General features: G+C 68.1%; 24 protein-coding genes. 14 read left to right on the top strand and 10 right to left on the bottom strand.

Features of this window, described 5'->3' with window-relative positions; translation table 11 throughout:
• Positions 1 to 4: 4 nt before the first annotated feature.
• The 5 genes from pssA to MMF98_RS07815 all read right to left on the bottom strand — a co-directional run bounded on the left by pssA (position 5) and on the right by MMF98_RS07815 (position 5,441).
• On the bottom strand, positions 5 to 820 hold the full coding sequence (gene pssA / locus MMF98_RS07835; protein ID WP_243305717.1) for a CDP-diacylglycerol--serine O-phosphatidyltransferase: 816 nt from the start codon (positions 818 to 820) through the stop codon (positions 5 to 7).
• Between the two features lie 182 nt (positions 821 to 1,002).
• Positions 1,003 to 1,869 carry an archaetidylserine decarboxylase gene (gene asd / locus MMF98_RS07830; RefSeq protein ID WP_243305716.1) on the bottom strand — a complete coding sequence of 289 codons (867 nt, stop codon included), beginning with the start codon at positions 1,867 to 1,869 and terminating at the stop codon, positions 1,003 to 1,005.
• A gap of 96 nt (positions 1,870 to 1,965) precedes the next feature.
• A complete protein-coding gene (ilvC, locus tag MMF98_RS07825; protein WP_243305715.1) occupies positions 1,966 to 2,982 on the bottom strand; it encodes a ketol-acid reductoisomerase in 1,017 nt (338 codons plus the stop codon).
• 48 nt (positions 2,983 to 3,030) lie between these two features.
• Positions 3,031 to 3,522, bottom strand: a complete 492-nt coding sequence (ilvN, locus tag MMF98_RS07820) for an acetolactate synthase small subunit (protein WP_243305714.1) — start codon at positions 3,520 to 3,522, stop codon at positions 3,031 to 3,033.
• 140 nt (positions 3,523 to 3,662) lie between these two features.
• Positions 3,663 to 5,441, bottom strand: a complete 1,779-nt coding sequence (locus MMF98_RS07815) for an acetolactate synthase 3 catalytic subunit (RefSeq protein ID WP_243305713.1) — start codon at positions 5,439 to 5,441, stop codon at positions 3,663 to 3,665.
• 304 nt (positions 5,442 to 5,745) lie between these two features.
• Here MMF98_RS07815 and MMF98_RS07810 point away from each other — a divergent pair, with 304 nt between their 5' ends.
• The 6 genes from MMF98_RS07810 (at position 5,746) to MMF98_RS07785 (ending at position 9,125) form a co-directional block, all read left to right on the top strand.
• Positions 5,746 to 6,312, top strand: coding sequence for an RNA polymerase sigma factor (locus tag MMF98_RS07810; protein WP_243305712.1), 567 nt, complete (start codon positions 5,746 to 5,748; stop codon positions 6,310 to 6,312).
• A 26-nt stretch (positions 6,313 to 6,338) separates the two neighbouring features.
• Positions 6,339 to 6,746 (top strand): DUF3619 family protein, encoded by a 408-nt coding sequence (locus MMF98_RS07805; protein ID WP_243305711.1) that lies wholly within the window; start codon positions 6,339 to 6,341, stop codon positions 6,744 to 6,746.
• 7 nt (positions 6,747 to 6,753) lie between these two features.
• Positions 6,754 to 7,503 carry a DUF3106 domain-containing protein gene (locus MMF98_RS07800; RefSeq protein ID WP_243305710.1) on the top strand — a complete coding sequence of 250 codons (750 nt, stop codon included), beginning with the start codon at positions 6,754 to 6,756 and terminating at the stop codon, positions 7,501 to 7,503.
• 109 nt (positions 7,504 to 7,612) lie between these two features.
• A complete protein-coding gene (locus MMF98_RS07795) occupies positions 7,613 to 8,068 on the top strand; it encodes an RDD family protein (RefSeq protein ID WP_243307344.1) in 456 nt (151 codons plus the stop codon).
• Between the two features lie 53 nt (positions 8,069 to 8,121).
• The gene (locus MMF98_RS07790; protein ID WP_243305709.1) at positions 8,122 to 8,535 is read left to right on the top strand and encodes a diacylglycerol kinase; all 414 of its coding nucleotides are present in this window, start codon (positions 8,122 to 8,124) and stop codon (positions 8,533 to 8,535) included.
• On the top strand, positions 8,532 to 9,125 hold the full coding sequence (locus MMF98_RS07785; protein WP_243305708.1) for an LOG family protein: 594 nt from the start codon (positions 8,532 to 8,534) through the stop codon (positions 9,123 to 9,125). Before MMF98_RS07790 ends, MMF98_RS07785 begins: the two co-directional genes overlap by 4 nt.
• Positions 9,126 to 9,145: 20 nt before the next feature.
• Here the strand turns inward: MMF98_RS07785 and MMF98_RS07780 are convergent, their stop codons facing one another.
• Positions 9,146 to 9,484, bottom strand: a complete 339-nt coding sequence (locus MMF98_RS07780) for a P-II family nitrogen regulator (protein WP_243307343.1) — start codon at positions 9,482 to 9,484, stop codon at positions 9,146 to 9,148.
• An 18-nt stretch (positions 9,485 to 9,502) separates the two neighbouring features.
• On the bottom strand, positions 9,503 to 11,170 hold the full coding sequence (locus tag MMF98_RS07775; RefSeq protein ID WP_243305707.1) for an NAD+ synthase: 1,668 nt from the start codon (positions 11,168 to 11,170) through the stop codon (positions 9,503 to 9,505).
• A gap of 7 nt (positions 11,171 to 11,177) precedes the next feature.
• Here MMF98_RS07775 and MMF98_RS07770 point away from each other — a divergent pair, with 7 nt between their 5' ends.
• A complete protein-coding gene (locus tag MMF98_RS07770) occupies positions 11,178 to 12,398 on the top strand; it encodes a GNAT family N-acetyltransferase (protein ID WP_243305705.1) in 1,221 nt (406 codons plus the stop codon).
• Positions 12,399 to 12,422: 24 nt separating this feature from the next.
• On the opposite strand, the gene MMF98_RS07765 is transcribed toward MMF98_RS07770, so the two are convergent.
• On the bottom strand, positions 12,423 to 13,055 hold the full coding sequence (locus MMF98_RS07765) for a hypothetical protein (protein WP_243305703.1): 633 nt from the start codon (positions 13,053 to 13,055) through the stop codon (positions 12,423 to 12,425).
• A gap of 14 nt (positions 13,056 to 13,069) precedes the next feature.
• Entirely contained in the window at positions 13,070 to 14,887 is a 1,818-nt protein-coding gene (locus tag MMF98_RS23615; protein WP_279343547.1) for a S8 family serine peptidase, read from the bottom strand.
• A gap of 153 nt (positions 14,888 to 15,040) precedes the next feature.
• On the opposite strand from MMF98_RS23615, the gene MMF98_RS07750 reads away from it, so the two are divergent.
• The 4 genes from MMF98_RS07750 (at position 15,041) to MMF98_RS07735 (ending at position 19,916) form a co-directional block, all read left to right on the top strand.
• A complete protein-coding gene (locus MMF98_RS07750; RefSeq protein ID WP_243305701.1) occupies positions 15,041 to 15,658 on the top strand; it encodes a response regulator in 618 nt (205 codons plus the stop codon).
• Positions 15,658 to 17,409: an ATP-binding response regulator gene (locus tag MMF98_RS07745; protein ID WP_243305699.1), complete on the top strand. Its 1,752-nt coding sequence runs from the start codon at positions 15,658 to 15,660 to the stop codon at positions 17,407 to 17,409. Before MMF98_RS07750 ends, MMF98_RS07745 begins: the two co-directional genes overlap by 1 nt.
• An 82-nt stretch (positions 17,410 to 17,491) precedes the next feature.
• Positions 17,492 to 19,186 (top strand): wax ester/triacylglycerol synthase family O-acyltransferase, encoded by a 1,695-nt coding sequence (locus tag MMF98_RS07740; protein ID WP_243305697.1) that lies wholly within the window; start codon positions 17,492 to 17,494, stop codon positions 19,184 to 19,186.
• Positions 19,116 to 19,916, top strand: coding sequence for a lipase family protein (locus MMF98_RS07735; RefSeq protein WP_243305695.1), 801 nt, complete (start codon positions 19,116 to 19,118; stop codon positions 19,914 to 19,916). Before MMF98_RS07740 ends, MMF98_RS07735 begins: the two co-directional genes overlap by 71 nt.
• A gap of 121 nt (positions 19,917 to 20,037) precedes the next feature.
• Here the strand turns inward: MMF98_RS07735 and ppa are convergent, their stop codons facing one another.
• Positions 20,038 to 20,574, bottom strand: coding sequence for an inorganic diphosphatase (gene ppa / locus MMF98_RS07730; protein ID WP_243305693.1), 537 nt, complete (start codon positions 20,572 to 20,574; stop codon positions 20,038 to 20,040).
• Between the two features lie 224 nt (positions 20,575 to 20,798).
• Here ppa and MMF98_RS07725 point away from each other — a divergent pair, with 224 nt between their 5' ends.
• From MMF98_RS07725 to MMF98_RS07715, 3 genes are all read left to right on the top strand, one after another.
• Positions 20,799 to 22,868: a sodium-translocating pyrophosphatase gene (locus MMF98_RS07725; RefSeq protein WP_243305691.1), complete on the top strand. Its 2,070-nt coding sequence runs from the start codon at positions 20,799 to 20,801 to the stop codon at positions 22,866 to 22,868.
• 231 nt (positions 22,869 to 23,099) lie between these two features.
• On the top strand, positions 23,100 to 24,500 hold the full coding sequence (locus tag MMF98_RS07720) for a TolC family protein (RefSeq protein ID WP_243305689.1): 1,401 nt from the start codon (positions 23,100 to 23,102) through the stop codon (positions 24,498 to 24,500).
• Between the two features lies 1 nt (position 24,501).
• Entirely contained in the window at positions 24,502 to 25,473 is a 972-nt protein-coding gene (locus MMF98_RS07715; RefSeq protein ID WP_243305688.1) for an HlyD family secretion protein, read from the top strand.
• The last annotated feature ends 22 nt before the right edge of the window (positions 25,474 to 25,495 follow it).

The raw sequence follows: 25,495 nt of genomic DNA, 5'->3' as shown, positions 1-25,495 counted from the left end.
GGCGTCATTTGTGCAGGCCCCGCTCGTCGGGCTCGTCGGTGGAGGTGCTGATCACGCTGGTCTGCACGCCCTTGGCCTTGCGCCAGCCGTAGACCACGTAGCCGCTCACGCCATAGATCACGAACAGGCTGAACAGCACGATCGGCGGATGGATGTTGATGACGGCGATGCCCAGCGCGATCAGCACGATCACCGCGAAGGGCACGCTCTTCTTCATCTGGATGTCCTTGAAGCTGTAGAACGGCACGTTGGTGACCATCGTGAGGCCCGCGTACAGCGCGCAGACGAACATCGGCCAGGCGACGCTCGAGCCCTTGATGTCGGCCTCGGTCATGAGCCAGATGAAACCGGTCACCAGCGCGGCGGCAGCCGGCGACGGCAGCCCCTGGAAGTAGCGCTTGTCGACCACGGTGGTATTGACGTTGAAGCGCGCCAGCCGCAGCGCGGCGCAGGCGCAGTACACGAAAGCGGCGATCCAGCCCCAGCGCCCCAGGCCCTTGAGCGCCCATTCGTAGGCGATCAGCGCGGGCGCGGCGCCGAACGACACCATGTCGGACAGCGAGTCCATCTGCTCGCCGAAGGCGCTCTGCGTGTTGGTCATGCGCGCCACGCGCCCATCCAGGCTGTCGAGCACCATGGCGCAGAACACGCCCACTGCCGCCATGTCGAAGCGGCCGTTCATGGCCATCACCACGGCATAGAAGCCGCCGAACAGGGCCGCCAGGGTGAACAGGTTGGGCAGGATGTAGATGCCCTTGCGGCGCTTGCGCACCACGACCTCTTCTCCGGGCGCGGGAATGGAATCGGTGCCGTCATGCATGGGATGAGTCCCCTTGATGTGTCGAATGGTCGCCCGATGGCATCGCCGTCACGGCCTGGAGAAAGATGGAAACGGAATACTGGCGTGGCATGGACTGTGGAGTGTAAGCCAGCGCCTCCCCGAATCGCCACCCCCGGCAGACGGACCGCAGCCGGGCGCCTACGAGCGGCAACCTGCTGCGGTCAAGGCGGTGCTGGGTGCTGGCCCATCGGCTCGCCGAGCCGGACGGCCCGCGCGGCCTCCCAGTCGGGATTGAACGTGAATGCGCCTTCGGGAAACAGCAGCACGACGGTCGAGCCCAGCAGGAAACGCCCCATCTCCTCGCCTTGCCTGAGGATCAGTTGCCGGTCCTCGTAGCGCCATGTCCGGATCTCCTGCACGCGCGGCGGATTCACGATGCCATGCCAGGCCGTGGCCATGCTGCCGACGATGGTGGCGCCCACCAGCACCAGGACAAAGGGCCGGCCGGAAGACCCTTCCAGCGGTTCGAACACGCACACGACGCGCTCGTTGCGGGCAAACAGGCCCGGCACGCCGCGCGCGGTCTGGGGGTTCACCGAAAACAGAGCGCCGGGCACATGCGTCATGCTCACCAGGCGCCCGTCGCACGGCATGTGGATGCGGTGATAGTCCCTGGGGCTCAGGTACAGCGTGGCAAAGCTGCCTTCGGCAAACCGGGCCGCCAGTTGGCTATCGCCTCCCAGCAAGGCCTCGGCGGAGTAGTCATGCCCCTTGGCCTGGAAGATCTGGCCGGCACGGATCGCCCCGAACTGGCTGATCGCGCCATCGACCGGGCAGATCAGATCCGCCTTGGCCAGCGGGCGCGCGTCCGGCTTCAGCGCCCGCGTGAAAAATTCGTTGAACGTCGGATAGCTGCGGATGTCGGGCTGGGCCGCCTCGGCCATGTTGACGCCGTACCGCTTGATGAACCAGCCGATCAGCCAGGTGGTGGCCGCGCCGCCCCGGGCGCCAGCCACGAAGCCGCCGAACACGGTGAGCGCCCGTTTGGGCAAAAGGTATTGCAGCAGGACAGCGAGACGATCTGGCACGGAATCCACCCGTAAAAGCGGCAACCTCCAGGGTCGCCAACAAAACAGGCCTTGTGCGGGCACCCGCACAAGGCCTCTGCTCAAATCCCGAGGGGATCAGTTCCTCGTCTGGTCCACCAGCTTGTTCTTGGCGATCCAGGGCATCATGGCGCGCAGCTTGGCGCCCACCACCTCGATCTGGTGTTCGGCGTTCAGGCGGCGGCGGCTGATGAGCGTGGGCGCGCCGGCGCGGTTTTCCAGGATGAAGCTCTTGGCGTATTCACCGGTCTGGATGTCCTTGAGCACCTGCTTCATGACCTTCTTGGTCTCGTCCGTCACGATACGCGGGCCGGTGACGTACTCGCCGTACTCGGCGTTGTTGGAGATCGAGTAGTTCATGTTGGCGATGCCGCCTTCGTAGATCAGGTCCACGATCAGCTTGAGCTCGTGCAGGCATTCGAAGTAGGCCATCTCGGGCGCATAGCCGGCTTCCACCAGCGTCTCGAAGCCGGCCTTGATCAGCTCGACGGTGCCGCCGCACAGCACGGCCTGCTCGCCGAACAGGTCGGTCTCGGTTTCTTCGCGGAAGTTGGTCTCGATGATGCCGGCCTTGCCGCCGCCATTGGCCATGGCGTAGCTCAGGGCCAGGTCGCGGGCCTTGCCGGTCTGGTCCTGGTGCACGGCCACGAGGTGGGGCACGCCGCCGCCTTGCGCGTAGGTACTGCGCACGGTGTGGCCCGGGGCCTTGGGCGCGACCATCCAGACGTCGAGGTCGGCGCGGGGCACGACCTGGCCGTAGTGCACGTTGAAGCCGTGGGCAAAGGCCAGCGAGGCGCCCTGCTTGATGTTGGGCTCCACGTCGTTCTTATAGACGGTGGCGATCTGCTCGTCGGGCAGCAGGATCATGACCACGTCGGCGGCCTTCACGGCATCCGCCACTTCGGCGACCTTGAGGCCAGCCTTCTCGACCTTGGGCCAGGAGGCGCCGCCCTTGCGCAGGCCGACCACGACCTTCACGCCGCTGTCGTTCAGGTTCTGGGCGTGGGCATGGCCCTGGCTGCCGTAGCCGATGATCGCGACGGTCTTGCCCTTGATCAGGCTCAGGTCACAGTCCTTGTCGTAAAACACTTTCACGGGGTTCTCCTTCGATGAATGGGTGATGAAAATGGATCTGCGGAATGCTCAGACCCGCAGGATGCGTTCGCCGCGCCCGATGCCGCTTGAGCCGGTGCGCACGGTTTCCAGGATCGCGCTGCGGTCGATCGCCACCAGGAACGCGTCGTTCTTGGCCTGGTCGCCGGTCAGCTCGATGGTGTAGCTCTTCTCGGTCACGTCAATGATGCGGCCGCGGAAGATGTCGGCCATGCGCTTCATCTCCTCGCGCTCCTTGCCCACGGCGCGCACCTTCACCATCATGAGCTCGCGCTCGGTGTAGGCGCCCTCGGTCAGGTCGACCACCTTCACGACTTCGATCAGGCGGTTCAGGTGCTTGGTGATCTGCTCGATCACGTCATCCGAGCCGGTCGTCGTGATGGTCATGCGCGACAGCGACGGGTCTTCCGTCGGCGCCACCGTCAGCGATTCGATGTTGTAGCCACGGGCCGAGAACAGGCCCACCACGCGGGAAAGAGCGCCGGGCTCGTTTTCCAGCAGTACTGCAATGATGTGTTTCATGGGATGTGATTCCTCTTTTCGCTGCCCTCCCCTGGCGCCGGTAAGCGCCAGGCTCGGCAGGCAATAGATTCGTCCAGTTTGCTATTGATTCTGTAGCTGCCCGCGACCGCGACTCGCGGACCGGCGCCACATTTTAAGGGTCAAAGGTCTTCCGAGCCCAGCAGCATCTCGGTGATGCCCTTGCCGGCCTGCACCATCGGGAACACGTTCTCGGTGGGGTCGGTGCGGAAGTCCATGAACACCGTGCGGTCCTTGAGCTTGCGCGCCTCGCGCAGCGCCGGCTCCACGTCCTTCGGGTCCTCGATCAGCATGCCGACGTGGCCATAGGCCTCGGCCAGTTTCACGAAGTTGGGCAGCGCGTCCATGTAGCTGTGGCTGTAGCGGCCGGAGTATTCGATCTCCTGCCACTGGCGCACCATGCCGAGGTAGCGGTTGTTGAGCGAGACGATCTTGATCGGCGTGTTGTACTGCAGGCAGGTGGACAGCTCCTGGATGCACATCTGCACCGAGCCTTCGCCGGTGATGCAGAACACTTCCGAATCGGGCTTGGCCAGCTTGATGCCCATGGCGTAGGGAATGCCCACGCCCATGGTGCCCAGCCCACCCGAGTTGATCCAGCGGCGCGGCTCATCGAAGCGGTAGTACTGCGCGGCCCACATCTGGTGCTGGCCAACGTCGGACGTGATGTAGGTGTCGACGTCCTTGGTCATGTTCCACAGCGTCTCGACCACGTGCTGCGGCTTGATCACGTCCTTGTTGCCGCGGTCGTACTTGAGGCAGTCGCGCTGGCGCCAGCCCTCGATCGCCTCCCACCAGGCGCCGAGCGCGCCGGCGTCGGGGCGGGTGCCGCTCTCGCGGATCATGGAGATCAGCTCAGTCAGCACGTCCTTCACGTCGCCGACGATCGGGATGTCGACCTTCACGCGCTTGGAGATGCTCGACGGGTCGATGTCGACGTGGATGATCTTGCGCTCGTTCTGCGCGAAATGCTTGGGGTTGCCGATCACGCGGTCGTCGAAGCGCGCGCCCACGGCCAGCAGCACATCGCAGTTCTGCATCGCGTTGTTGGCTTCGATGGTGCCGTGCATGCCCAGCATGCCGAGGAACTTGCGGTCGCTCGCCGGGTAGGCGCCCAGGCCCATCAGCGTGTTGGTGCAGGGATAGCCGAGCAGATCCACCAGCGTGCGCAGCTCCTGCGTGGCGTTGCCCAGAATCACGCCGCCACCGGTGTAGATGTAGGGCCGCTTGGCATTGAGCAGCAGCTGCAGCGCCTTGCGGATCTGCCCGCCATGGCCCTTGCGCACCGGGTTGTAGGAGCGCATCTCCACGCTCTCGGGATAGCCGGTGTAGGCGGTCTTGTTGAAAGACACGTCCTTGGGCACGTCCACCACCACCGGGCCCGGACGGCCGCTCTTGGCAATGTGGAAGGCCTTCTTCATGATGTCGGCCATCTGCCGCACATCCTTCACCAGGAAGTTGTGCTTGACGATCGGGCGCGTGATGCCGACGGTGTCGCATTCCTGGAAGGCGTCGAGGCCGATGGCGGCGGTCGGGACCTGGCCGCTGATGATCACCATCGGGATGCTGTCCATGTAGGCCGTGGCGATGCCGGTCACGGCATTGGTCAGGCCCGGGCCGGACGTGACCAGCGCCACGCCCACGTCGCCCGTGGCGCGCGCATAGCCGTCGGCCGCATGCACGGCCGCCTGCTCATGGCGAACCAGGACATGCTGAATCGTGTCCTGCTTGTAAAAAGCGTCGTAAATGTGAAGCACCGCGCCGCCGGGATAGCCCCAGACGTACTTGACGCCTTCGGCCTGCAGGGCCTTCACGAGGATTTCGGCGCCCCGGAGCTCTTGCGTGGAAGTGCTGGAAGCGGCGGCTGCTGCCGATGCGATTTCGGCCTTTGAGATTTCCATGATCAACCTTTGTGAATTTCTCTGACGAAAAACCTTGGGTGCCCCTTGCCAGCTCTTGTGGAGCCGCGTCGGGACTTGAGGCCAAAGCCATGGGCGAGCTGCTTGCATCGCCGGACCGTGACCCGTTTGCCTTTTGACTTGCAACGTGCATTATCGCACTACAGCGCGCGCCGGCACCGGTCGTTACGGGAAAAAGCATGGCGCAATGCCATAATTCGAGCCGAAGTGAGCCGGAAATGCGAGAAAAAGTACAAAACGGCCCCTTGCAGCCGCGACACTTCCCACCATCACTCCCGCGATCCTCTTGGCAACCGAACGAGAACTCTCAGATTTCCTGAAAAGCGTTGAAAAACGAGCCTTCAAGCGCTCGGTCTATCACGTTCGCAATGAGGAAGCCGCCTTGGACATCGTGCAGGACAGCATGATGAAGCTGGCCGAGCACTATGGCGACAAGCCGGCCGCCGAGCTGCCCATGCTGTTCCAGCGCATCCTGTCCAACTGCACGCTGGACTGGTTCCGCCGCCAGAAGACCCGCAACGCGCTGTTTTCCAACATGAGCGACTTCGAGTTGCCCGGAGAGGACGGGGAATTCGATTTACTGGAAACTTATGAGTCCCTGGAAGACTCACAGCGCACGGAAAGTGCCGAAGACGCCACCCGCAGGGCCCAGATCCTGAGAGAAATCGAGGTTGAAATCCAGGAATTGCCGGCGCGTCAACGAGAAGCGTTTCTCATGCGTTACTGGGAGGAAATGGACGTCGCCGAAACAGCGGCGGCCATGGGGTGTTCGGAAGGCAGTGTCAAAACCCACTGTTCCCGCGCAGTCCAGGCTCTAGGCAAAGCGCTGAGGGCAAAGGGAATACATCTATGACTAATTCACTCCAATACCAGACTGACATGCTCCAGGACCGTTACGGCCTGAAGGTGGCCGCCCGTCTGTCGGCCGGCACGGGTGAATTGCCTCATGACATCTCCGAGCGCCTGCGCGCCGCGCGCGTGCGCGCCGTGGCCCAGCGCAAGGTGGCCCGCGTGCGCACGGCCTCGTCCGTGGTGGCCTCGGGCGGCAGCGCCGCCCTGACCTTCGGCGACGAAGGCCTGAGCCTGTGGAGCCGCATCGCCTCCGCCCTGCCCCTGATCGCCCTGGTGGCCGGCCTGGTCGCCATCAACATGGTCCAGAACGAAAACCGCGCCAACGAAGTGGCCGAAGTCGATGCGGCCCTGCTCACCGACGACCTCCCGCCCTCGGCCTACGCCGACCCCGGGTTTGCGCAGTTCATCAAGACCAGCAGGGACCAGAATTTCTGACGCCCGGATGAGCCTCCTGGAACCAGCGCCTGTCCTGAAGCTCCGCCCGCTCCTGACGGGCGCGGTTCTTTTCGCGGCCGCTTTTCTCATCGCACACGGCCTGCTGGCGCTGCCCGCCCGAGCCCAGCCGGCTCCCGGCGCGCCGGCCGCCCCGGCGTCCGCGGCCAAACCCGCCGGCAATAAGGCACAGCCGGCCACCGGCAGCTTCAAGCCCGCCTCCCGCCCGCTTTGGAACGAGCTCACGCCAGCCCAGCAGCAGGCCCTGCAGCCGCTGGCGTCCAACTGGAACGGCATCAGCGAGCTGCAAAAGCGCAAGTGGATCGTGCTGTCCAAGAATTACCCCAAGCTGCCGCCCGAGGAGCAGGCCAAGCTGCACAGCCGCATGACCGAGTGGGTCGCGTTGAGCCCGCAGCAGCGCAGCCAGGCGCGCCTGAACTTCGCCGAAACCAAGCAGCTCTCGCCCGACGAGAAAAAAGCCAAATGGGAGGCCTACCAGGCCCTCAGCCCCGAGGAAAAGCAGAAACTCGCCGCGGGCGCCGCCTCCAAGCCCGTGGGCGCGGCCCTGGCCGTCAAGCCGGCGCAGCAGCAACAGAAAATCGCGCCGATTCCCGGTCCGCGCAAGGACCAGCCGGCCAAGACCAGCCCGCCTCCCCGGGTGATCCCGGCGCCGCGCGCGGTGGACCACCACACCCTGCTGCCTCAGCCCGTCCCTGCCCCTGCTCCGCCCCCTGCCGACGCCGCGACCCCGCATCCGTAGTCGCCGCCGTTTTCGCCTCCCCATGCCGACGAATCGCACGCCCACGGGCGCCACCCTGCCTTCCGCCCCAGCGGCCACCGATCTCGTGGCCCCGAGCCTGCGCCGCCGCATGGCCTGCTGGCTGTACGAGGGCATGCTGATGTTCGGCGTGGTGTTCATCGCCGGCTACCTGTTTGGCACCCTGAGCCAGACCCGCAACGCCATGGACAACCGCCATGCGCTGCAGGCCTTCCTGTTCGTCGTGTTCGGCATCTACTTCACCTGGTTCTGGGCCAAGGGCCAGACGCTGGCCATGAAGACCTGGAACATCCGCGTGGTCGATGCCCAGGGCCGCCCCTTGAGCCAGCGGCGCGCCCTGCTGCGCTACCTGCTGAGCTGGCTGTGGTTCCTGCCGCCGCTGGCGCTGCTGGCCCTGTTCCCGGTGTCCGTGGGCGAGACCCTGGTGATCCTGCTGGGCTGGGTGGCGGTCTGGGCGGTGCTCAGCCGCTTCCATCCGCAACAGCAGTTCTGGCACGACGCCTGGGCCGGCACGCGGCTGGTGTCTTCGCAGCCGCTGAGCCGCTGATGCCGCCGCCAGCCCGTGACCGGGCTGTCATGAACCTCGGCGACAATCGCTGCATGTCGTCTCCAGACCCCGGCTCCCCGAACAGCGCTCCCGCCAACCTCCAGAAAACCCGCACCGGCTTCAGCCGCGTCTGGCACGCCACGGGCTATTCCATCGAGGGGCTGCGCGCCGGCTGGGGCGAGACGGCGTTCCGCCAGGAGGCCCTGGCCGCCATCGTGCTGGTGCCGTTGTCGTTCTGGCTCGGCCGCCACTGGGTCGAAACCGCGCTGCTGGCCGGCTCGGTGCTGATCGTGATGATCGTCGAGTTGCTCAACACCGGCATCGAGACGGCGATCGACCGCATCGGCCCTGAGTGGCACGACCTGTCCAAGCGCGCCAAGGACATGGGCAGCGCCGCGGTGCTGCTGAGTTTGTTGTTGTGCGCCGGCATCTGGGCCGCCGCCCTGTTTCAGAAATTTGCTGCATGACCCCCGATCCCGCTTTTTCCATCTGCGTGTACTGCGGCTCCCGCCCCGGCACCGACCCCCAATTCACCGAAACGGCCCGCCTGGTCGGCACCTGGATCGGCCAGCGCGGCGGCCAGCTGGTCTACGGCGGCGGCAAGAACGGGCTGATGGGCGTGGTGGCCGAGGCCACGCTGGCCGCCGGCGGCCGCGTGGTCGGCATCATCCCGAAGGCGCTGGTCGAGAAGGAGTGGGCCAACCACAGCTGCACCGAGCTGCACATCGTGGACACCATGCACGACCGCAAGCGCCTGATGGCCGAACGCGCCGATGCCTTCCTGTCCCTGCCTGGCGGCATCGGCACGCTGGAAGAGCTGTTCGAAGTCTGGACCTGGCGCCAGCTCGGCTACCACGACAAGCCGATCGGCCTGCTCAACACGGCCGGCTACTACGACGGCCTGGTGGCGTTCCTGCGCAGCAGCGTGCGCCAGCAGTTCATGAACGAGTGGCTGATGGATCTGGTGAAGGTGAATGCCGAGCCCGAGCCCCTGCTGCGCGATCTGGTGCAGGCGGCAGGCATGAACGCCACCGGCCTGGATCTCTCGGAAATCTGAAAGCCTGAAGCGCGGCCGGCTCAGACCGCCGTCTCGTCTTCTTCCCCGGTGCGGATGCGCACCACCCGCTCCACGCTGGTGATGAAGATCTTGCCGTCGCCGATCTTGCCGGTGCGCGCGGCCTTGACGACGGCGTCCACGCAGCGGTCCACGTCGCCTTCCTTCACCACCACCTCCACCTTCACCTTGGGCAGGAAATCGACCACGTACTCGGCCCCGCGGTACAGCTCGGTGTGGCCCTTCTGGCGGCCGAAGCCCTTGACTTCGGTCACGGTCAGGCCGGTGACGCCGCATTCGGCCAGCGCCTCGCGCACTTCCTCCAGCTTGAACGGTTTGACGATGGCGGTGATCTGTTTCATGGTCATGGGGAATTCTCCTTATGCGCGGAACTTGCTGGTAATAGGATAGCGCCAATCCTTGCCGAAACTTCGGTGCGTGACTCTGATTCCCACCGGGGCCTGGCGGCGCTTGTATTCGCTGATCTTGATCAGGCGCGTCACGCGCTCCACGTCGGCGCGCGCAAAGCCGGCGGCGACGATCTCCTCGATCGGCTGGTCGTTCTCCATGTAGCGCTCCAGGATGGCGTCCAGCACCTCGTAGGGCGGCAGGCTGTCCTGGTCGGTCTGGTCGGGGCGCAGCTCGGCGCTCGGCGGGCGCGTGATGATGCGCTCGGGGATCGGGCTGGCGCCCGTGCCGTAGGGGTCGTTCGCGTTGCGCCAGCGCGCGAGGCGGAACACCGTGGTCTTGGCCAGGTCCTTGATCACCGCGAAGCCGCCCGCCATGTCGCCGTACAGCGTGCAGTAGCCGGTGGCCATCTCGCTCTTGTTGCCGGTGGTCAGCACGATGCTGCCGAACTTGTTGGACAACGCCATCAGCAGCGTGCCGCGGATGCGGGCCTGGATGTTCTCCTCGGTCGTGTCCTCCTTGAGCCCCTGGAACTCGCCGGCCAGCGAAGACTTGAAGGCCTCGAACTCGGGCAGGATGGAAATCTCGTCGTAGCGCACGCCCAGGCGCGCGGCCATGTCGCGCGCGTCGATCCAGGAGATGTCGGCCGTGTAGGGCGAGGGCATCATCACCGTGCGCACGCGGTCCCGGCCGAGCGCATCCACCGCGATCGCCAGTACCAGGGCCGAGTCGATGCCGCCCGACAGGCCCAGGATCGCGCCCGGAAAGCCGTTCTTGCCGATGTAGTCGTGCACGCCCAGCACCAGCGCGTCCCACAGATCGGCTTCGGCGCTGCGCTCCGGTGCCACCTCGCCCGCTACCAAATCAATAGCACCCGATGACCGCTGTGCCTGGACCTCCAGCAGTTTTTCCTTGAAATTCCCGGCGCGGGCCACCAGCGCGCCGCTGGCGTCGAGCGCGAACGAGCCGCCGTCGAACACCACCTCGTCCTGCCCGCCCACCAGGTGCGCATAGACCAGTGGCAGGCCGACGGCGCGCACGCGCTCGGCCATGCGCGCCACGCGCTCGCCGCCCTTGCCCACATGAAAGGGCGAGGCATTGATCACGGCCAGCAGCTCGGCGCCGGCCTCCCTGGCCAGCCGCGCCGGCTCCTCGAACCAGGCGTCCTCGCAGATCAGCAGGCCCACGTTCACGCCGCCGGCCTGGAACACGCAGACACCCTGCCCCGGCGTGAAGTAGCGCCGCTCGTCGAACACCTGGTAGTTGGGCAGCTCGCGCTTGGCGTAGGTTTCCAGGATGCGGCCCTCGCTGATCACGCTGGCCGCATTGTGGCGCCGCTGCACCGCCACCGACTTGCTGCGCTCGTCGCCGCCGGTGGGATGGCCGACCACCACCACCATGCCCTTTAACCCGGCGAGTTCGCGGGCCACCGTTTTCACGGCATCATCACAGGCGGCGATGAAGGCGGGCCGCAGGAACAGGTCCTCGGCCGCGTAGCCGCAGATCGACAGCTCGGGCGTCAGCAGCAGGCGAGCCCCCTGCGCATGGGCCGTGCGGGCCGCGTCGATGATTTTTTGCGCGTTGCCGGACAGGTCGCCGACGACGAAATTGAGCTGGGCAACGCAGAGTTTGAGAGTCATACAAGCGATGGGAAACAAGCCAGTCGATTATGTCATCCGGGTCCTGGATTCACCGTTCGCGGTGGCGGCCGCCGACTGGAACGCCCTGCTCGCGCTGCAGCCGCAGGCCGGCCCGTTCATGCGGCACGAATACCTGGCGGCCCTGCACGAGAGCGGCAGCGCCACGCCGGCCACCGGCTGGACGCCGCGCTTTCTCACGCTGTGGCGCGGCACACAGCTGCAGGCCGCCTGCGCGCTCTACCTCAAGGACCACTCCTACGGCGAGTACGTGTTCGACTGGGCCTGGGCCAACGCCTACGAGCAGCATGGCCTGGCCTACTACCCCAAGGCGCTGGCGGCCGTGCCCTTCACGCCCGTGCCCGGCGCGCGGCTGCTGGCGCGCGATGCCGCCGCACGCGCGGCGCTGGTGCAGGCGCTGCTGGGCTGGTGCAGCAACGAAAAGCTCTCCTCGCTGCACCTGCTGTTCGGCGCCGACGAGGACGTGGCAGCCTGCGCCGATGCCGGCCTGATGCAGCGCCAGACCGTGCAGTTCCACTGGCAGAATGCGGCCCCCGCGCCTGGCGGCGACACCGGCTACCGCGACTTCGAGGCCTTCCTCGCCAGCCTGAGCCACGACAAGCGCAAGAAGATCCGCCAGGAGCGGCGCAAGGTGGCCGAGGCCGGCGTCAGCTTCCGCTGGGCCCGCGGCCGCGACATCGGCACCGCCGACTGGGACCTGTTCTACCGCTGCTACGCGCGCACCTACCGCGAGCACGGCAACCCGCCCTACCTCACGCGCGACTTCTTCCGGCGCATGGCCGACACCCTGCCCGAGCACTGGCTGCTGTTCGTGGCGGAGCGCGCCGGCCGGCCGATTGCTACCAGTTTGATAGCAGTCGATGACCCGCTGGCCTGGACCTTGGGCACTTTTGATGCCAAAACCCGGGACAAGGTGGCCTATGGCCGCTACTGGGGCGCGCTGGAGCGCGTGGACTGCCTGCACTTCGAGGCCTGCTACTACCAGCCACTGCAATGGTGCATCGCGCAGGGCTACCAGCGCTTCGAGGGCGGCGCTCAGGGCGAGCACAAGATGGCCCGCGCGCTGATGCCGGTGGCCACCACCTCGGCCCACTGGCTCGCGCACCCGGCCTTCGCCGACGCGGTGGAGCGCTTCCTGGCGCGCGAGGGCGAAGGCGTGGCGAACTACCTCGAGCACCTGGAGCAGCGCACACCGTTTCGCCAGGGCTGAGGCGCCCCGGCGGCGGTGCCGTCGTCAATGCGGCTTGGCGAACGACTCCAGCACCTCGGGCTGCACCTCCTGCACACAGGACTGGCGGCGCAGCCCGTCGGCGGCAGCCAGCGCCCGCTGCGGCGTGTCGAAGCCCAGGATCACCAGCGCCGGCGGCTGCGAGGCCAGCAGCACGCGGCCGCCGCTGGCCTGCGCCAGCGCCTCGGCCCGCCCGGCTTCGGCGCAGAACACCTTGAGCCGCGGCGCCACCAGCGCCGGCGCGCCGCTGCGCTGGTTGACGGCCACCAGGTAGCCCGGCGTGCCGCCTGAAGCCGCGCGGGCGGCACTGTCTGGTCCGGCCGCTGGGCCGCCGTCGAGCACGATGGCGTAGCCGCCCAGCCGCCCCACCACGCGCCCGCCGCTGCGCGCGGCGGCGCCAGCGGGTGCCAACATGCCGGAAGCCGGCGCCGCGCTGGCGTCGGCCTGGGCCTGCGGCTGCGCAGCGGCCCGCGGTACCAGGCGGTAGCTGGCGGTGCCTGCGGTGAAGCGGCTGCCGGTGGCGGCCTCACGCAATGCGGCGCGGTCGTCAGCATCGGCCGCCAGGACATAGGACGACGACGCCACAGCCAGAACGATGGCGGCGCGGCGCAGCGGAGTGGCGGCAATGGATACAGTCAAGAATGTCATGGTGCTCATCTCCCCAGAATGCGGATGGCCCAGCCCTGGAGCTGGGCGGTGGTGTCGCCGGTGGGCTGGGTCACGTCCACCACTTCCAGCTTCCAGGTGCCCTGGGAGGATTCGTCGAGAAAGGCGTTGGAACTCAGCAGCTCGCCCTCGAAGCCGCCCGGCGTGGGGACCAGCACGCTGAACGGCAGCAGCAGGTGGCTGCGCGTGCCGCGCGGCGAGGTCAGCACCAGCCGCAGGTTGGCCGGCGCCGTGTGGGTGGTGCCGAAGCTCACCTGCACCGACTCCACGTTCAGGTCGCCTGCCACGGCGATCGGGATCGCGCCGCGGCTGCCGTTGCCGTCGCGGTAGGGGATCGGCACCGCCGTCATGTTCTGCTGCCAGTTCAGCGTGCGCTGCGGTGCCAGCGGCTTGAAGCCGCGCGCCATGGCCACCGCCGCCGAGGCGTCCACTAGGCCAAAGCCGTACCAGTTGCTGAAGCGGCGGCCGGCGGCGTTTGTGGTCCAGCCCGGCTCCAGCACCACCGAGGCATACTGGATCGGGCCGTAGCCGGTGTCGGTCGGCCGCGCGGTGCGCGCCAGGATGTACTTGACGTCGCGCTGCGTCAGTGCTGGGTTGACCTGCAGCATCAGCGCGACCACGCCCGACACCGTGGGCGCGGCCGACGAGGTGCCGTTGAAGCTACCGGTGTAGCGGCAGTCCGGGTCGATGGCGGACTGGCCACCGGCGTCGATCGCGTTGCTCGGCGGGTAGGGGCCGCCGGCCCGGTTGTAGCCACGCTGGCAGCCCGACAGGTCGGTGGTGACCATGGCCGGCTCCAGCTTCGGGCCGCTGGCGCTCGGCTGGTAGCGGCTGTTGCCGCCGTACTCGCCGCCGAAGCCCGCCACCCAGAGCGTGGCGCCCGGCGTGGAGTAGGACGAGCGCCGCCCCGCCGCGTTGACGGCCCCGACGATGATCATTTCCGACAGCGCATTGCGGGGGTCGAAATTGGCATTCTGGCATTCCACACCGTACAGGTTGGCCGCGCTGCAGTCCTGCCCATCCAGGTCGAGGTAGCCGTTGCCCGAGGACTTGACGTAGATGCCGCCGAGGTTGTTGCGCGTGGCGCGCAGCAGCACCTCGCGCACCGTGAGCTCGCTGCGGGACAGCGGCGCCAGCGCGTTGGGCTCTACGCCGTAGCTCATGTTAAAGACCTGGGTGTCACGCGACAGCGCGCCCTGCCCCAGCGCCGCCAGCTCGTCGGCCAGCGCCTGGCTGGCCAGGAAGTTGAAGCCCTGCAGCCGCGCCTCGGGCGCCACGCCGCGGCCGCCCTTGCCGTTCCAGCCGGCGGCCGCGATGATGCCGGCCACACTGGTGCCGTGATCGCCGCCATTGCCCGTGGGCGTGGGGTCGCCGCTGCCGTTGATGAAGTTGTACGAACCGCCAGGCGTCACGTTGGGCGCCAGGTCCTCGTGCCCGATCTCCAGGCCGGAGTCGACCACGGCCACCCGCACGCCGCTGCCGCGCACGCCCTGCGCGTGCAGCTCGCCCATGTTGAGGTCCACGCCCGCCACCGGACGCACGCTGGCCAGCGCGTCCTGCCCCTTGTTGGACAGGTACCACTGGTAGGTGAACAGGGGATCGTCCTGGGCCACCGGTACGGGGGCTGGCGTGGGCGCCGGGGTGGGTGTTGGTGTCGGCGCGGGCGGCAGGCCGCTGCCGCCACCTCCACCGCATCCTGCCAGCACGGCCAGGCAGGCCGCCAGTGCGCCGGCGGCGCCATGCCGCGCGAGGCGGCCGGGCGCGCGCGCCCTCTTCCCGATTTCTCTTTTGTCGGATTGAGACATTCTTTTAACTCCTGGGTCCCTCATCAAGCGCGGCAACGATACACCATCTATCGCCGATATCGCAGGCGCCGCGAGTGTGATGGCCTCGGCACGCGCTGTGAATAGCACAAAACGACTAAGAAACAACGCTGCATTCTCGGCAATACTCGACTCATGTCACACGCCAGGACTGTCCTGCTGGTCGACGATCACGCCTTGTTCCGCGCGGGCCTGCAACTGATCGTCCAGGCGCACCCCGAGGTCGGCCCCATCCTGGAGGCCGGCTCGGTGCTGGCCGCGCGCGAGCATGCGGGCCGGCCGGTCGACCTGATCCTGCTGGACATCGAGCTGCCCGGCCTCAACGGCCTGGACGGCATCAAGCTGCTGCGCGAAATCTTCGCCCAGGCGCGCGTGATCGTGGTCTCGGCCAGCACCACGGAAGCGATGGCGCGCGAGGCCGCCGCGCGCGGCGCCGACGGCTTCCTGCCCAAGTCGTCGGGCGCCGACGACATCCTGCAGGCCATCACGCGCGTGCTGCGCGGCGAGCCTTCGTTCGAGGACGAGCTGACGGGCGCCGCCGCCCTGCCGCCGTCGTCCACGCTGACCGCGCGCCAGCTCGAGGTGCTGACGCTGCTGTGCACCGGCAAGCCCAACAAGGTGATCGCGCGCGGCCTGGGTCTGAGCGAGAACACGGTGCGCGTGCATGTCGCGGCGATCTTTGCGCACTTCGGCGTGAGCAGCCGCTCCGAGGCCCTGGTCGCGGCGCAGCGCAGCGGGCTGGTGCGGCTCTGATGTGCAAGCCCTGGCGCCTGCCCGAAGCCTGGGGGCCGGTGCTGCGCGAGGACCGCGTGCTGCGCGAGCAGGTGCTGCTGGTCGAGCGCAACCTGGGCATCGGCATGTTCGGCTCCCTGGCCGGCGGCCTGCTGTGCGTGGGCGCGCTGTGGAACACGCTGTCCACGCAGTTCCTGCTGGGCTGGCTGCTGCTGTACCTGGGCCTGATCGTGGCTGGCCGGGTGCTGCTGCTGCGCCGGGGCGGCACCGCGCGCATGGCGCCGCGCGCCGGCCTACGGGTGATCGTGGCGCACATGGCCATGGTCGGCGCGCTGTGGGGCCTGCTGTCGGTCTGGACCTGGCAACACGCCATGGACCAGCCCTGGCCGGTGTTCGCCATGCTGGCCATCATGGCCGGCGTGTCCGCCGGGGCCATGGCCTTCACCGCGCCCTGCGTGCCGGCCTACTGGGCCTATGCCTTCTCGGCCCTGCTGCCGCTGGCCTGGAACCTGCTCGCGCACGGCGGCCCGCAGTACGTCGCCATCGGGCTCGGCAGCCTGGTGTTCCTGGCGGTGACCTGCCTGTTCGCGCGCAACATCGACCTGGACGCGGCGCGCGGCATCGAACTGCGCTTCGAGAACCTGCAATTGCTCGAACGCGCCGAGGCCGCCCAGGCGCGCGCCGAGCAGGCCAACCGCGACAAGTCCAGGTTCCTGGCTGCGGCCAGCCACGATCTGCGCCAGCCGCTGCACGCCATGGGCCTGTTCCTCGAAGCCCTGGTGCGCACGCCGCTCACGCCGCACCAGCAGACCGTGCTCACGCACGCGCAGTCCGCCTCGGACGCCGCCGGCGAGATGCTGACCACGCTGCTGGACTACTCGCGGCTGGAAGCCGGCGTGATCCGCTCCCAGCCCAAGACCTTCGCGGTGCAGCCGCTGCTGCTCAAGCTGGAGCAGGAGTTCGGCGCGCAGGCCGACGCCCAGGGCCTGGTCTACCGCACGCGCGAAACCCAGGCCCTGGCGCTGGCCGACCGGGCCCTGGTGGACCTGGTGCTGCACAACCTGATCTCCAATGCGATCCGCTACACCCACCAGGGCGGCATCCTGGTGGCCTGCCGCGCGCGCAGCGGCATGCTGGCGCTGGAGGTCTGGGACACCGGCATCGGCATCGCGCCCGACCAGCAGCAGGACATCTTCAAGGAGTTCCACCAGCTCGGCAACCCCGAGCGCGACCGCCGCAAGGGGCTGGGCCTGGGGCTGGCCATCGTGCAGCGGCTGGCGCGCGAGATGGGCACGCGCGTGGAGCTGCTGTCGCGGCCGCAGCGCGGCTCGGTCTTCCGCTTCTGGCTGCCGGCCAGCCACGGCAGCGTGCTGGACGACCAGGACCGCGCCGCGCCCGAGGCCAACCTGCAGGGCCTGCGGGTGCTGGTGATCGACGACGACGACAGCGTGCGGCTGGCCATGCACGCGCTGCTCGGCGGCTGGGGCTGCCATTGCGCCACGGCCGACTCGCTGGAGCAGGCCTGGCCGCTGATCGAGGCCCAGGCGCCGCAACTGCTGATCACCGACTACCGGCTGCGCGAGAACCGCACCGGCGCGCAGGTGGTCACGGCCGTGCGGGCGCGCCTGGGCGCCGGCCTGCCGGCCATCATCATCACCGGCGACACCGCGCCGCAGCGCCTGCGCGAGGCCCAGCACAGCGACGCGCTGCTGCTGCACAAGCCGGTGTCCGCCAGGCTGCTGCACCAGGCCATCGCCAAGCTGGTCGGCTGAGCGGCTCGCCGCCCCCCGGCAAACCCCGATGGCTGGCGCCGCACCGGGTTGCTACCCTGCCATGAAGGAGAGACACACACCAATGAAATCCCTCAGCGGCCTGGACGCCACCTTCCTCTACCTCGAAACCCCCGAGACGCCCATGCACGTGGGCTCGCTCAACCTCTACGAGCTGCCCCGCGGCTTCAAGGGCAGCTTCCACAAGGCAGTCCAGCAGCACATCGCCAAGCGCATGCACCTGGCGCCGATCTTCAGCCGGCGGCTGGCCTTCATGCCGTTCGACCTGGGCCACCCGATCTGGGTCGAGGCCGACGCGGTGGACCTGGACTTCCACATCCGCAAGATCAAGGGCAGCCAGCTCAGCGTCAAGGCGGTGCAGGCGCTGGCCGCGCAGTTGCACGGCCAGCTCATCGACCGCGAGCACCCGCTCTGGGAGTTCTATGTTTTTGATAGCATCAAAGCACCGCCCGGCCTGGACATCCAGGGCAAACTGGTTGGTTTCTACTCCAAGATCCACCATGCCGCGCTGGACGGCAAGGGCGGCACGGTGCTGGCCAACGCGGTGCTCGACCTGAGCGCCACGCCGCGCGACGTGGCGCCGCCCGACCTCACGCGGCGCCGCCGCACCGCCAGCGACCTCAAGATCGGCGAGATGATCGGCGCGGTGTTCTCCAACTCGCTGGCGCAATACGCCAAGCTGGCCCGCTCCCTGCCCTCGGCCGCCACCTCGCTCGGCGGCACGGTCGCGCGGCAGACGTTCAGCGGGGGCGGCGCCGGCCTGAGCAGCCTGCGCCCCAAATCGCCGATCAGCCTCGCGCCCAAGACGGTGTTCAACACCGGCATCACGCGCGACCGCGTGTTCGCCACCGCCAGCCTGCCGTTCGCCGAATGCAAGGAGATGGCCAAGGCCGTGGGCGGCTCGTTCAACGACATCGTGCTGTGGATCTGCTCGACCGCGCTGCGCAGCTACCTCGCCCGGCACGCCAGCATCCCCAAGAAGCCGCTGATCGCCGCCATGCCGGTGAGCCTGCGCGAGGAAAGCAACAAGGAGCTCAACAACCAGGCCTCGATCACGGTGGTGGACCTCGGCACGCACCTCGCCCACCCGATGAAGCGCATGAACGCCATCCTGGCCTCCACGGCCAAGGTCAAGGAGGCGCTGGTCGAGCTCAAGTCGGTGCTGCCGACCGACTACCCCTCGTTCCTGGCGCCCTGGCTGGTGGGCGGCGCGGGCAAGGCCGCCTTCCGCACCTATGGCAAGAGCGGCATCGCCGAGCGGCTGCCGACCATCGCCAACCTCGCCATCAGCAACGTGCCGGGGCCGCAGGTGCCGCTGTACCTGGCCGGCGCGCGCATGCTGACCTTCCACCCCTTGAGCATCGTGATGCACGGGCTGGCCCTCAACATCACCATCCAGACCTACGCGGGCAGCGTCGACTTCGGCATCATCGCCGACAAGAAGGCGGTGCCGCACGTGCAGGACCTCGCGGATGCGCTGCAGGCCGCCTTCGAGGAGGCGCGGCGCCTGCACACCCTGGCGCCGGCCGGCGGCACCCCGGTAGTAACCCCTGCACCGCGCGTCGCCAAGGAGACGCAAAAACGGAAGCCTGCCTCTAAAAAGGCCCCGGCCCCAGCACCCCGCACCGCAAAAGCTGCTACCGTGGCAGGCACCAGAAAAGCCGTCAAGACCTCATCATCCCAAGCCCATGGCAAGCCCGAGACAACACCCCTCCAACGCCGACCTGCAACCGCCAAGCCTCGCCCTGCTCGCTCTTGAATTCCGGGCTCCCTGGGAGTTCGGCGCCCTGCTGCCCGCCTGGCCCGCGCTGCAGCGGGCCCCGCAGGGCGATGGCCACGCGGTGATCGTGTTTCCCGGCCTGTCGGCCAGCGACGCCTCCACCATCCCGCTGCGCCGCTACCTCGGCTCGCTGGGCTATCAGATGCAGGGCTGGGACCAGGGCTTCAACTTCGGGCCGCGCGCCGGCGTGCTGGAGCTGGCCAAGCGGCAGTTGACCGAGGCCTTCAACGCCAGCGGCCGCAAGGTCAGCCTGGTCGGCTGGAGCCTGGGCGGCGTCTATGCCCGCGAGCTGGCCAAGGAGCTGCCCCAGATGGTGCGCGGCGTCATCACGCTGGGCACGCCGTTCGCCGGCCCGCCGAAGTCAACCAACGCCTGGCGCATCTACGAGCTGACCAGCGGCCGCAACATCGACCGCGAATCCGAGACCTACAACCTGCCCGAGGCGCCGCCGGTGCCCACCACCAGCATCTACTCGCGCAGCGACGGCATCGTGGCCTGGCAGGGCAGCCTGCAGGCGCCCTCCAGCGCCAACCCGCAGACCGAGAACATCGAGGTGGTGGCCAGCCACATCGGCCTCGGCCTGAACCCGAGCACCTGGTGGGCCGTGGCCGACCGGCTGGCCCAGCGCGAGGGCCACTGGCGCCCGTTCGACCGCACCGGCCTGTTCGGGCTCAAGAGCCTGATCTATCCCGACCCGACACGGGCCTGAGCGCCCCGCCCACGGCTTGCAACTCGGCGGCAAACAAAAAGCGCCTGCGGCACGAGCCGGCAGGCGCTTTCATTTTGATAGCAGTCCACGACCACCCGGCGCGGACCTCGGGCCTGTTTGATCAGGAATTGGCCTTCTGGTAGTTGGCGATGCCGTCGCTGATCTCCTTGCGGGCCGATTCCGGGCCTTCCCAGCCGAGGATCTTGACCCACTTGCCCGGCTCCAGGTCCTTGTAGTGCTCGAAGAAATGCGCGATGGTCTTCAGGCGCAGCGGATTCAGGTCTTCGGGCTTTTGCCACTGGGTGTAGATCGACAGGATCTTGTCGGTCGGCACGGCCAGCACCTTGCCGTCTTCGCCGGCCTCGTCTTCCATCTTCAGGATGCCGATCGGGCGGCAGGTCACCACCACGCCGGGGATCAGCGGCACCGGCGTGATCACCAGCACGTCGACCGGATCGCCGTCGCCCGACAGGGTCTTGGGCACGTAGCCGTAGTTGGTGGGGTAGTGCATGGACGTGCTCATGAAGCGGTCCACGAAGATCGCGCCGGTTTCCTTGTCCACTTCGTACTTGACGGGGTCGGCGTTCATCGGGATCTCGATGACGACGTTGAAGGAATCGGGAGCGTTCTTGCCGGGAGAGACTTTATCGAGGGACATGGTGATGCGGAGATGACAGGAGGATGAAGATCAGGATTAACCCTGATTTTACTGACTCGCTCCTTGCTTTCCCCGACACCGGGAGGCTTTTGTCACGGTTTACGCTTATATTGCCCCCGTTGGCCAATCGTCTCCAAGTTGGGAGCCACGAGGAAGCAACGCAGCGGAAACACAACCGGTGCGTTGTGTTTCTTCCAAGCGAAACAACGAAGTAGGAGATCAACATGACAGGCAACTCGGCGCTGATTCTGGCGCTCGTCTGCGGGTTCGTGGCCGTCGCATACGGCTTCTGGGCGCGCAGCTGGATTCTTTCCCAGGACGCAGGCAATGCGCGGATGCAGGAGATCGCAGCCGCCATCCAGGCCGGCGCGGCCGCCTACCTGGCCCGGCAGTACAAGACCATCGCCTTCGTCGGCGTGGTGCTGGCCATCCTGATCGGCGTGTTCCTCGGCACCCAGACCGCCATCGGCTTCGTGATCGGCGCCGTGCTCTCCGGCGCCTGCGGCTTCATCGGCATGAACGTCTCGGTGCGCGCCAACGTGCGCACCGCGCAGGCCGCCACCCGGGGCATCGGCCCGGCGCTGGACGTCGCGTTCCGCGGCGGCGCCATCACCGGCATGCTGGTGGTGGGCCTGGGCCTGCTCGGCGTGACGGCGTTCTACTGGTTCCTGGCGGGCAACGGCAATCTCACGCCCGACCGCAAGCTGGCCGACCTGCTCAACCCGCTGATCGGCTTCGCCTTCGGCTCCTCGCTGATCTCGATCTTCGCGCGCCTGGGCGGCGGCATCTTCACCAAGGGCGCCGACGTCGGCGCCGACCTGGTGGGCAAGGTCGAGGCCGGCATCCCCGAGGATGACCCGCGCAACCCGGCCGTGATCGCCGACAACGTGGGCGACAACGTGGGCGACTGCGCCGGCATGGCGGCCGACCTGTTCGAGACCTACGCCGTGACGCTGATCGCCACCATGGTGCTGGGCGCGCTGCTGGTGACGGCAGCGCCCGGCAGCGCGGTGGTCTATCCGCTGGCGCTGGGCGCGGTGTCGATCATCGCCTCCATCATCGGCTGCTTCTTCGTCAAGGCCTCGCCCGGCATGAAGAACGTGATGCCCGCGCTCTACAAGGGCCTGGCGGTGGCCGGCGTGCTGTCGCTGATCGCCTTCTTCTTCGTGACGCAGTGGCTGATCCCCGACAACGCGCTGGGCGGCACCGGCGCGCAGATGCGGCTGTTCGGCGCCTGCGTAGTGGGCCTGGCGCTCACCGGCGTGCTGGTCTGGATCACCGAGTTCTACACCGGCACGCAGTATTCGCCGGTGCAGCACATCGCGCAGGCCTCCACCACCGGCCACGGCACCAACATCATCGCCGGCCTCGGCGTCTCGATGCGTTCCACTGCCTGGCCTGTGATCTTCGTGTGCATCGCGATCATGGCCGCCTACTCGCTGGCGGGCCTGTTCGGCATCGCCGTGGCGGCCACCTCCATGCTGAGCATGGCCGGCATCGTGGTGGCGCTGGACGCCTACGGCCCCATCACCGACAACGCCGGCGGCATCGCCGAGATGTCCGAGCTGCCCGCCAGCGTGCGCGACATCACCGACCCGCTGGACGCCGTGGGCAACACCACCAAGGCCGTGACCAAGGGCTACGCCATCGGCTCGGCCGGCCTCGCCGCCCTGGTGCTGTTCGCCGACTACACGCACAAGCTCGAAGCCTACGGCCGCACCATCAGCTTCGACCTGAGCGACCCGATGGTGATCATCGGCCTGTTCATCGGCGGCCTGATCCCCTACCTATTCGGCGCCATGGCCATGGAGGCCGTGGGCCGCGCGGCCGGCAGCGTGGTGGTCGAGGTGCGCCGCCAGTTCAGCGAAATCAAAGGCATCATGGAAGGCACGGCCAAGCCCGAGTACGGCCGCGCCGTGGACATGCTGACCAGCGCCGCCATCAAGGAAATGGTGATTCCCTCGCTGCTGCCCGTGGTCGTGCCCATCCTTGTGGGCCTGCTGCTCGGCCCGAAGGCGCTGGGCGGCCTCTTGATGGGCACCATCGTCACCGGCCTGTTCGTCGCCATCTCCATGTGCACCGGCGGCGGCGCCTGGGACAACGCCAAGAAGTACATCGAGGACGGCCACCACGGCGGCAAGGGCTCGGAGGCGCACAAGGCCGCCGTGACCGGCGACACCGTGGGCGACCCCTACAAGGACACGGCCGGCCCGGCCATCAACCCGCTGATCAAGATCATCAACATCGTGGCGCTGCTGATCGTGCCGCTGGTGGTGAAGTTCCACGGCGGCTGACGCAGCGCCCGCCGCTTCAACGATTCTCCAGCCCGCTTCGGCGGGCTTTTTGTTTGCTATCATTTCAGGAGCAGGCGCAGATTCCAGGCCGGGGCGGCTGGGCGGATGGTGCACCGGCGTGGCCCGGCTCGCGGCGGATAATCCCCTAGACTGGCCGCACGGGGGAAACGCCGCGGCAGGGGCCGGAGCGTTTTCATTCTCCAACGACACGGCGGGTTCAGGGACAACGACATGACAGCATCTTCTCGACGACGGGCACCTGCGGGGCTGTGCCTGGCCCTCGCCGCGCTGGGCGCGCAGGCCGAACCCATGAACTTCGACGCCGCCTGGCAGCGCATGCAGACCGGCTCCGACAAGCTGGCCGCGGCCCGCAGCGCGGTGGAGAGCAAGCAGCTGCAGGGCCGGGGCTTCAAGGGGCTGGGCGGGCCCACCGTCAGCCTGACGGGCGCGGCCTACGCCTACAACGCCAACCTCACCGTCAACCTCGATGCGGTCAACCAGCGCCTGCTGCAGCTCGACCAGCGCCTGCCGATTCCGCTGCAGAACCTGCCCATCCCGCTGCCGGTGCCGCAGTTCCCCTCGCGCTACACCTTCAACCACCACGACACGGGCAACACCTCGTCGGTCTCGGCGGTCTGGCCGATCTACGCCGGCGGCGTGAGCGACGCCGTGCGCGGCTTCGTGACGGCCCAGACCAGCGAGGCCCAGGCCGACGCCGACCAGGCCGGGCATGAACTCACCACCCTGCTGGTGCAGCGCTACTTCGGCGCGCAGCTGGCCGCGCGCGCCGCCGCGCTGCGCGAGGCCGCGCTGCAGACCATCGAGCAGCACGACGCGGCGGCGCAGAAGATGCTGGACGCCGGGGTGATCTCCAAGCTCGAGCGGCTGCAGGCCCGCTCGGCGCTCGAAGAGGCGCGGCGCAACGCGCAGAAGGCGCGCGACGACGCTGAGCTGTCGGCCGTCGCCCTGACCCGCACCGTCAAGGCCGACGAGCGCGTGAGCCCGACCAGCCCGCTGTTCGTGCTGACCCAGCCGGTCGAGCCGCTGCAGCATTTCGTGGAGGCCGCGCTGGCCCGCCACCCCGGGCTGGCCAAGGTGGCGGCCAAGAAAGCCGAGGCCGAGCAGCTGCACGCCGGCCAGGAGGCGCTGCGGCGGCCCCAGGTGTTCGCCTTCGGCCAGCGCGAGCTCAAGAGCACCAACGCCGACTGGGTGGCCGGCGTGGGCGTGCGCTGGACGCTGTGGGACGCCATCGACCGCAACGCGCTCGAAGCCTCGTCGCTCAAGCAGGTCGAGCAGGCCGAGCGCATCGGCGCCCAGGCCCGCAGCGACATCGCCCTGCTGGTGGAGAAGAACTGGCGTGCGCTCGACCAGGCACGGCGCCAGTACCTGGCCATGCAGCCCGGCATCGCGCTGGCCGACGAGGTGCTGCGCCTGCGCGTGGCCGGCCTGCGCGAAGGCACCAGCACCACGCTGGACCTGATCGATGCCCGGGTCAACCTCGCCAAGGTGCAGACCGAGCGGGCGCAGGCCGCGCACGACTATGCGGTCGCGCTGGCCAACCTGCTCGAGAGCTGCGGGCTGTCCGAGGAATTCAGCAATTACATGGCGCGCGCCGACGTGAAGGTGGAATGACATGAACAAGAAACAGATCGCAGGGATCGGGGCCGGCGCGCTGGTGGTGGCCTTCGTGGGCTACGGCCTGTGGCGCGCCTCGCAGCCCGCGCCCGAGGTGTTCCAGGGCCAGATGGAGGCCACCGAGACCGACATCGCCCCCAAGCTCAGCGCGCGCATCTCCGAGGTGCTGGTCAAGGAAGGCGACCAGGTCGCGGTCGGCGCCCTGCTCATGCGCACCAGCAGCCCCGAGGTCGCGGCCAAGCTCGAGCAGGCCACCGCGGCGCAGCAGGCGGCCCAGGCCGTGGCCGACAAGGCCCAGAAAGGCGCGCGGCCGCAGGAAATCGAGATGGCGCGCCTGACCTGGCAACGCGCCCAGGCGGCCGCGGACCTCGCGCAAAGCTCGCTCAAACGGGTCGAGAACCTGGCCAAGGAAGGCCTGGTGGCAGCCCAGAAGCGCGACGAGGCCGAGGCCAACTTCAAGGCCTCGCGCGACCAGGCGCTGGCCGCCCGGGCCCAGTACGACATGGCGCTCGCGGGCGCCCGGCCCGAGGACAAGGCCGCCGCCAATGCGCAGGCCCGCCAGGTGGCGGGCGTGGTGGCCGAGGTGGAGGCGGCCCAGGCCGAAACCGAACTCAAGAGCCCGGTCGCCGGCGAGGTAGCCAAGGTGCTGGCCAAGGTCGGCGAGCTGTCGCCGCAGGGCGTGGCCGTGGTCACCGTGGCGAACCTGAAGGATCAGTGGGCCGTGTTCAACGTGCGCGAGGACCACCTGCAGCGCTTCGGCATCGGCAGCGAGTTCGACGCCGTGCTGCCGGCGCTCGACAACCGGCGCGTGCGCTTCAAGGTCTACTACAGCGCCGTCCTGCCCGACTTCGCCACCTGGCGCGCCACCCGGGCCGGCCAGGGCTTCGATGCCCGCACCTTCGAGGTCCGGGCCCGGCCCCAGGCGCCGATCGAAGGCTCGCGCCCGGGCATGAGCGTCTTGGTGCACTGAGCCGCCGACGCCCTCTGCCCCT

It is taken from the genome of Variovorax terrae, from assembly GCF_022809125.1.
GTDB classification, from domain to species: domain Bacteria; phylum Pseudomonadota; class Gammaproteobacteria; order Burkholderiales; family Burkholderiaceae_C; genus Variovorax_A; species Variovorax_A terrae.
Note: the sequence above shows the minus strand (reverse complement) of the source record. Positions and strands in the feature narration are given on the sequence as shown.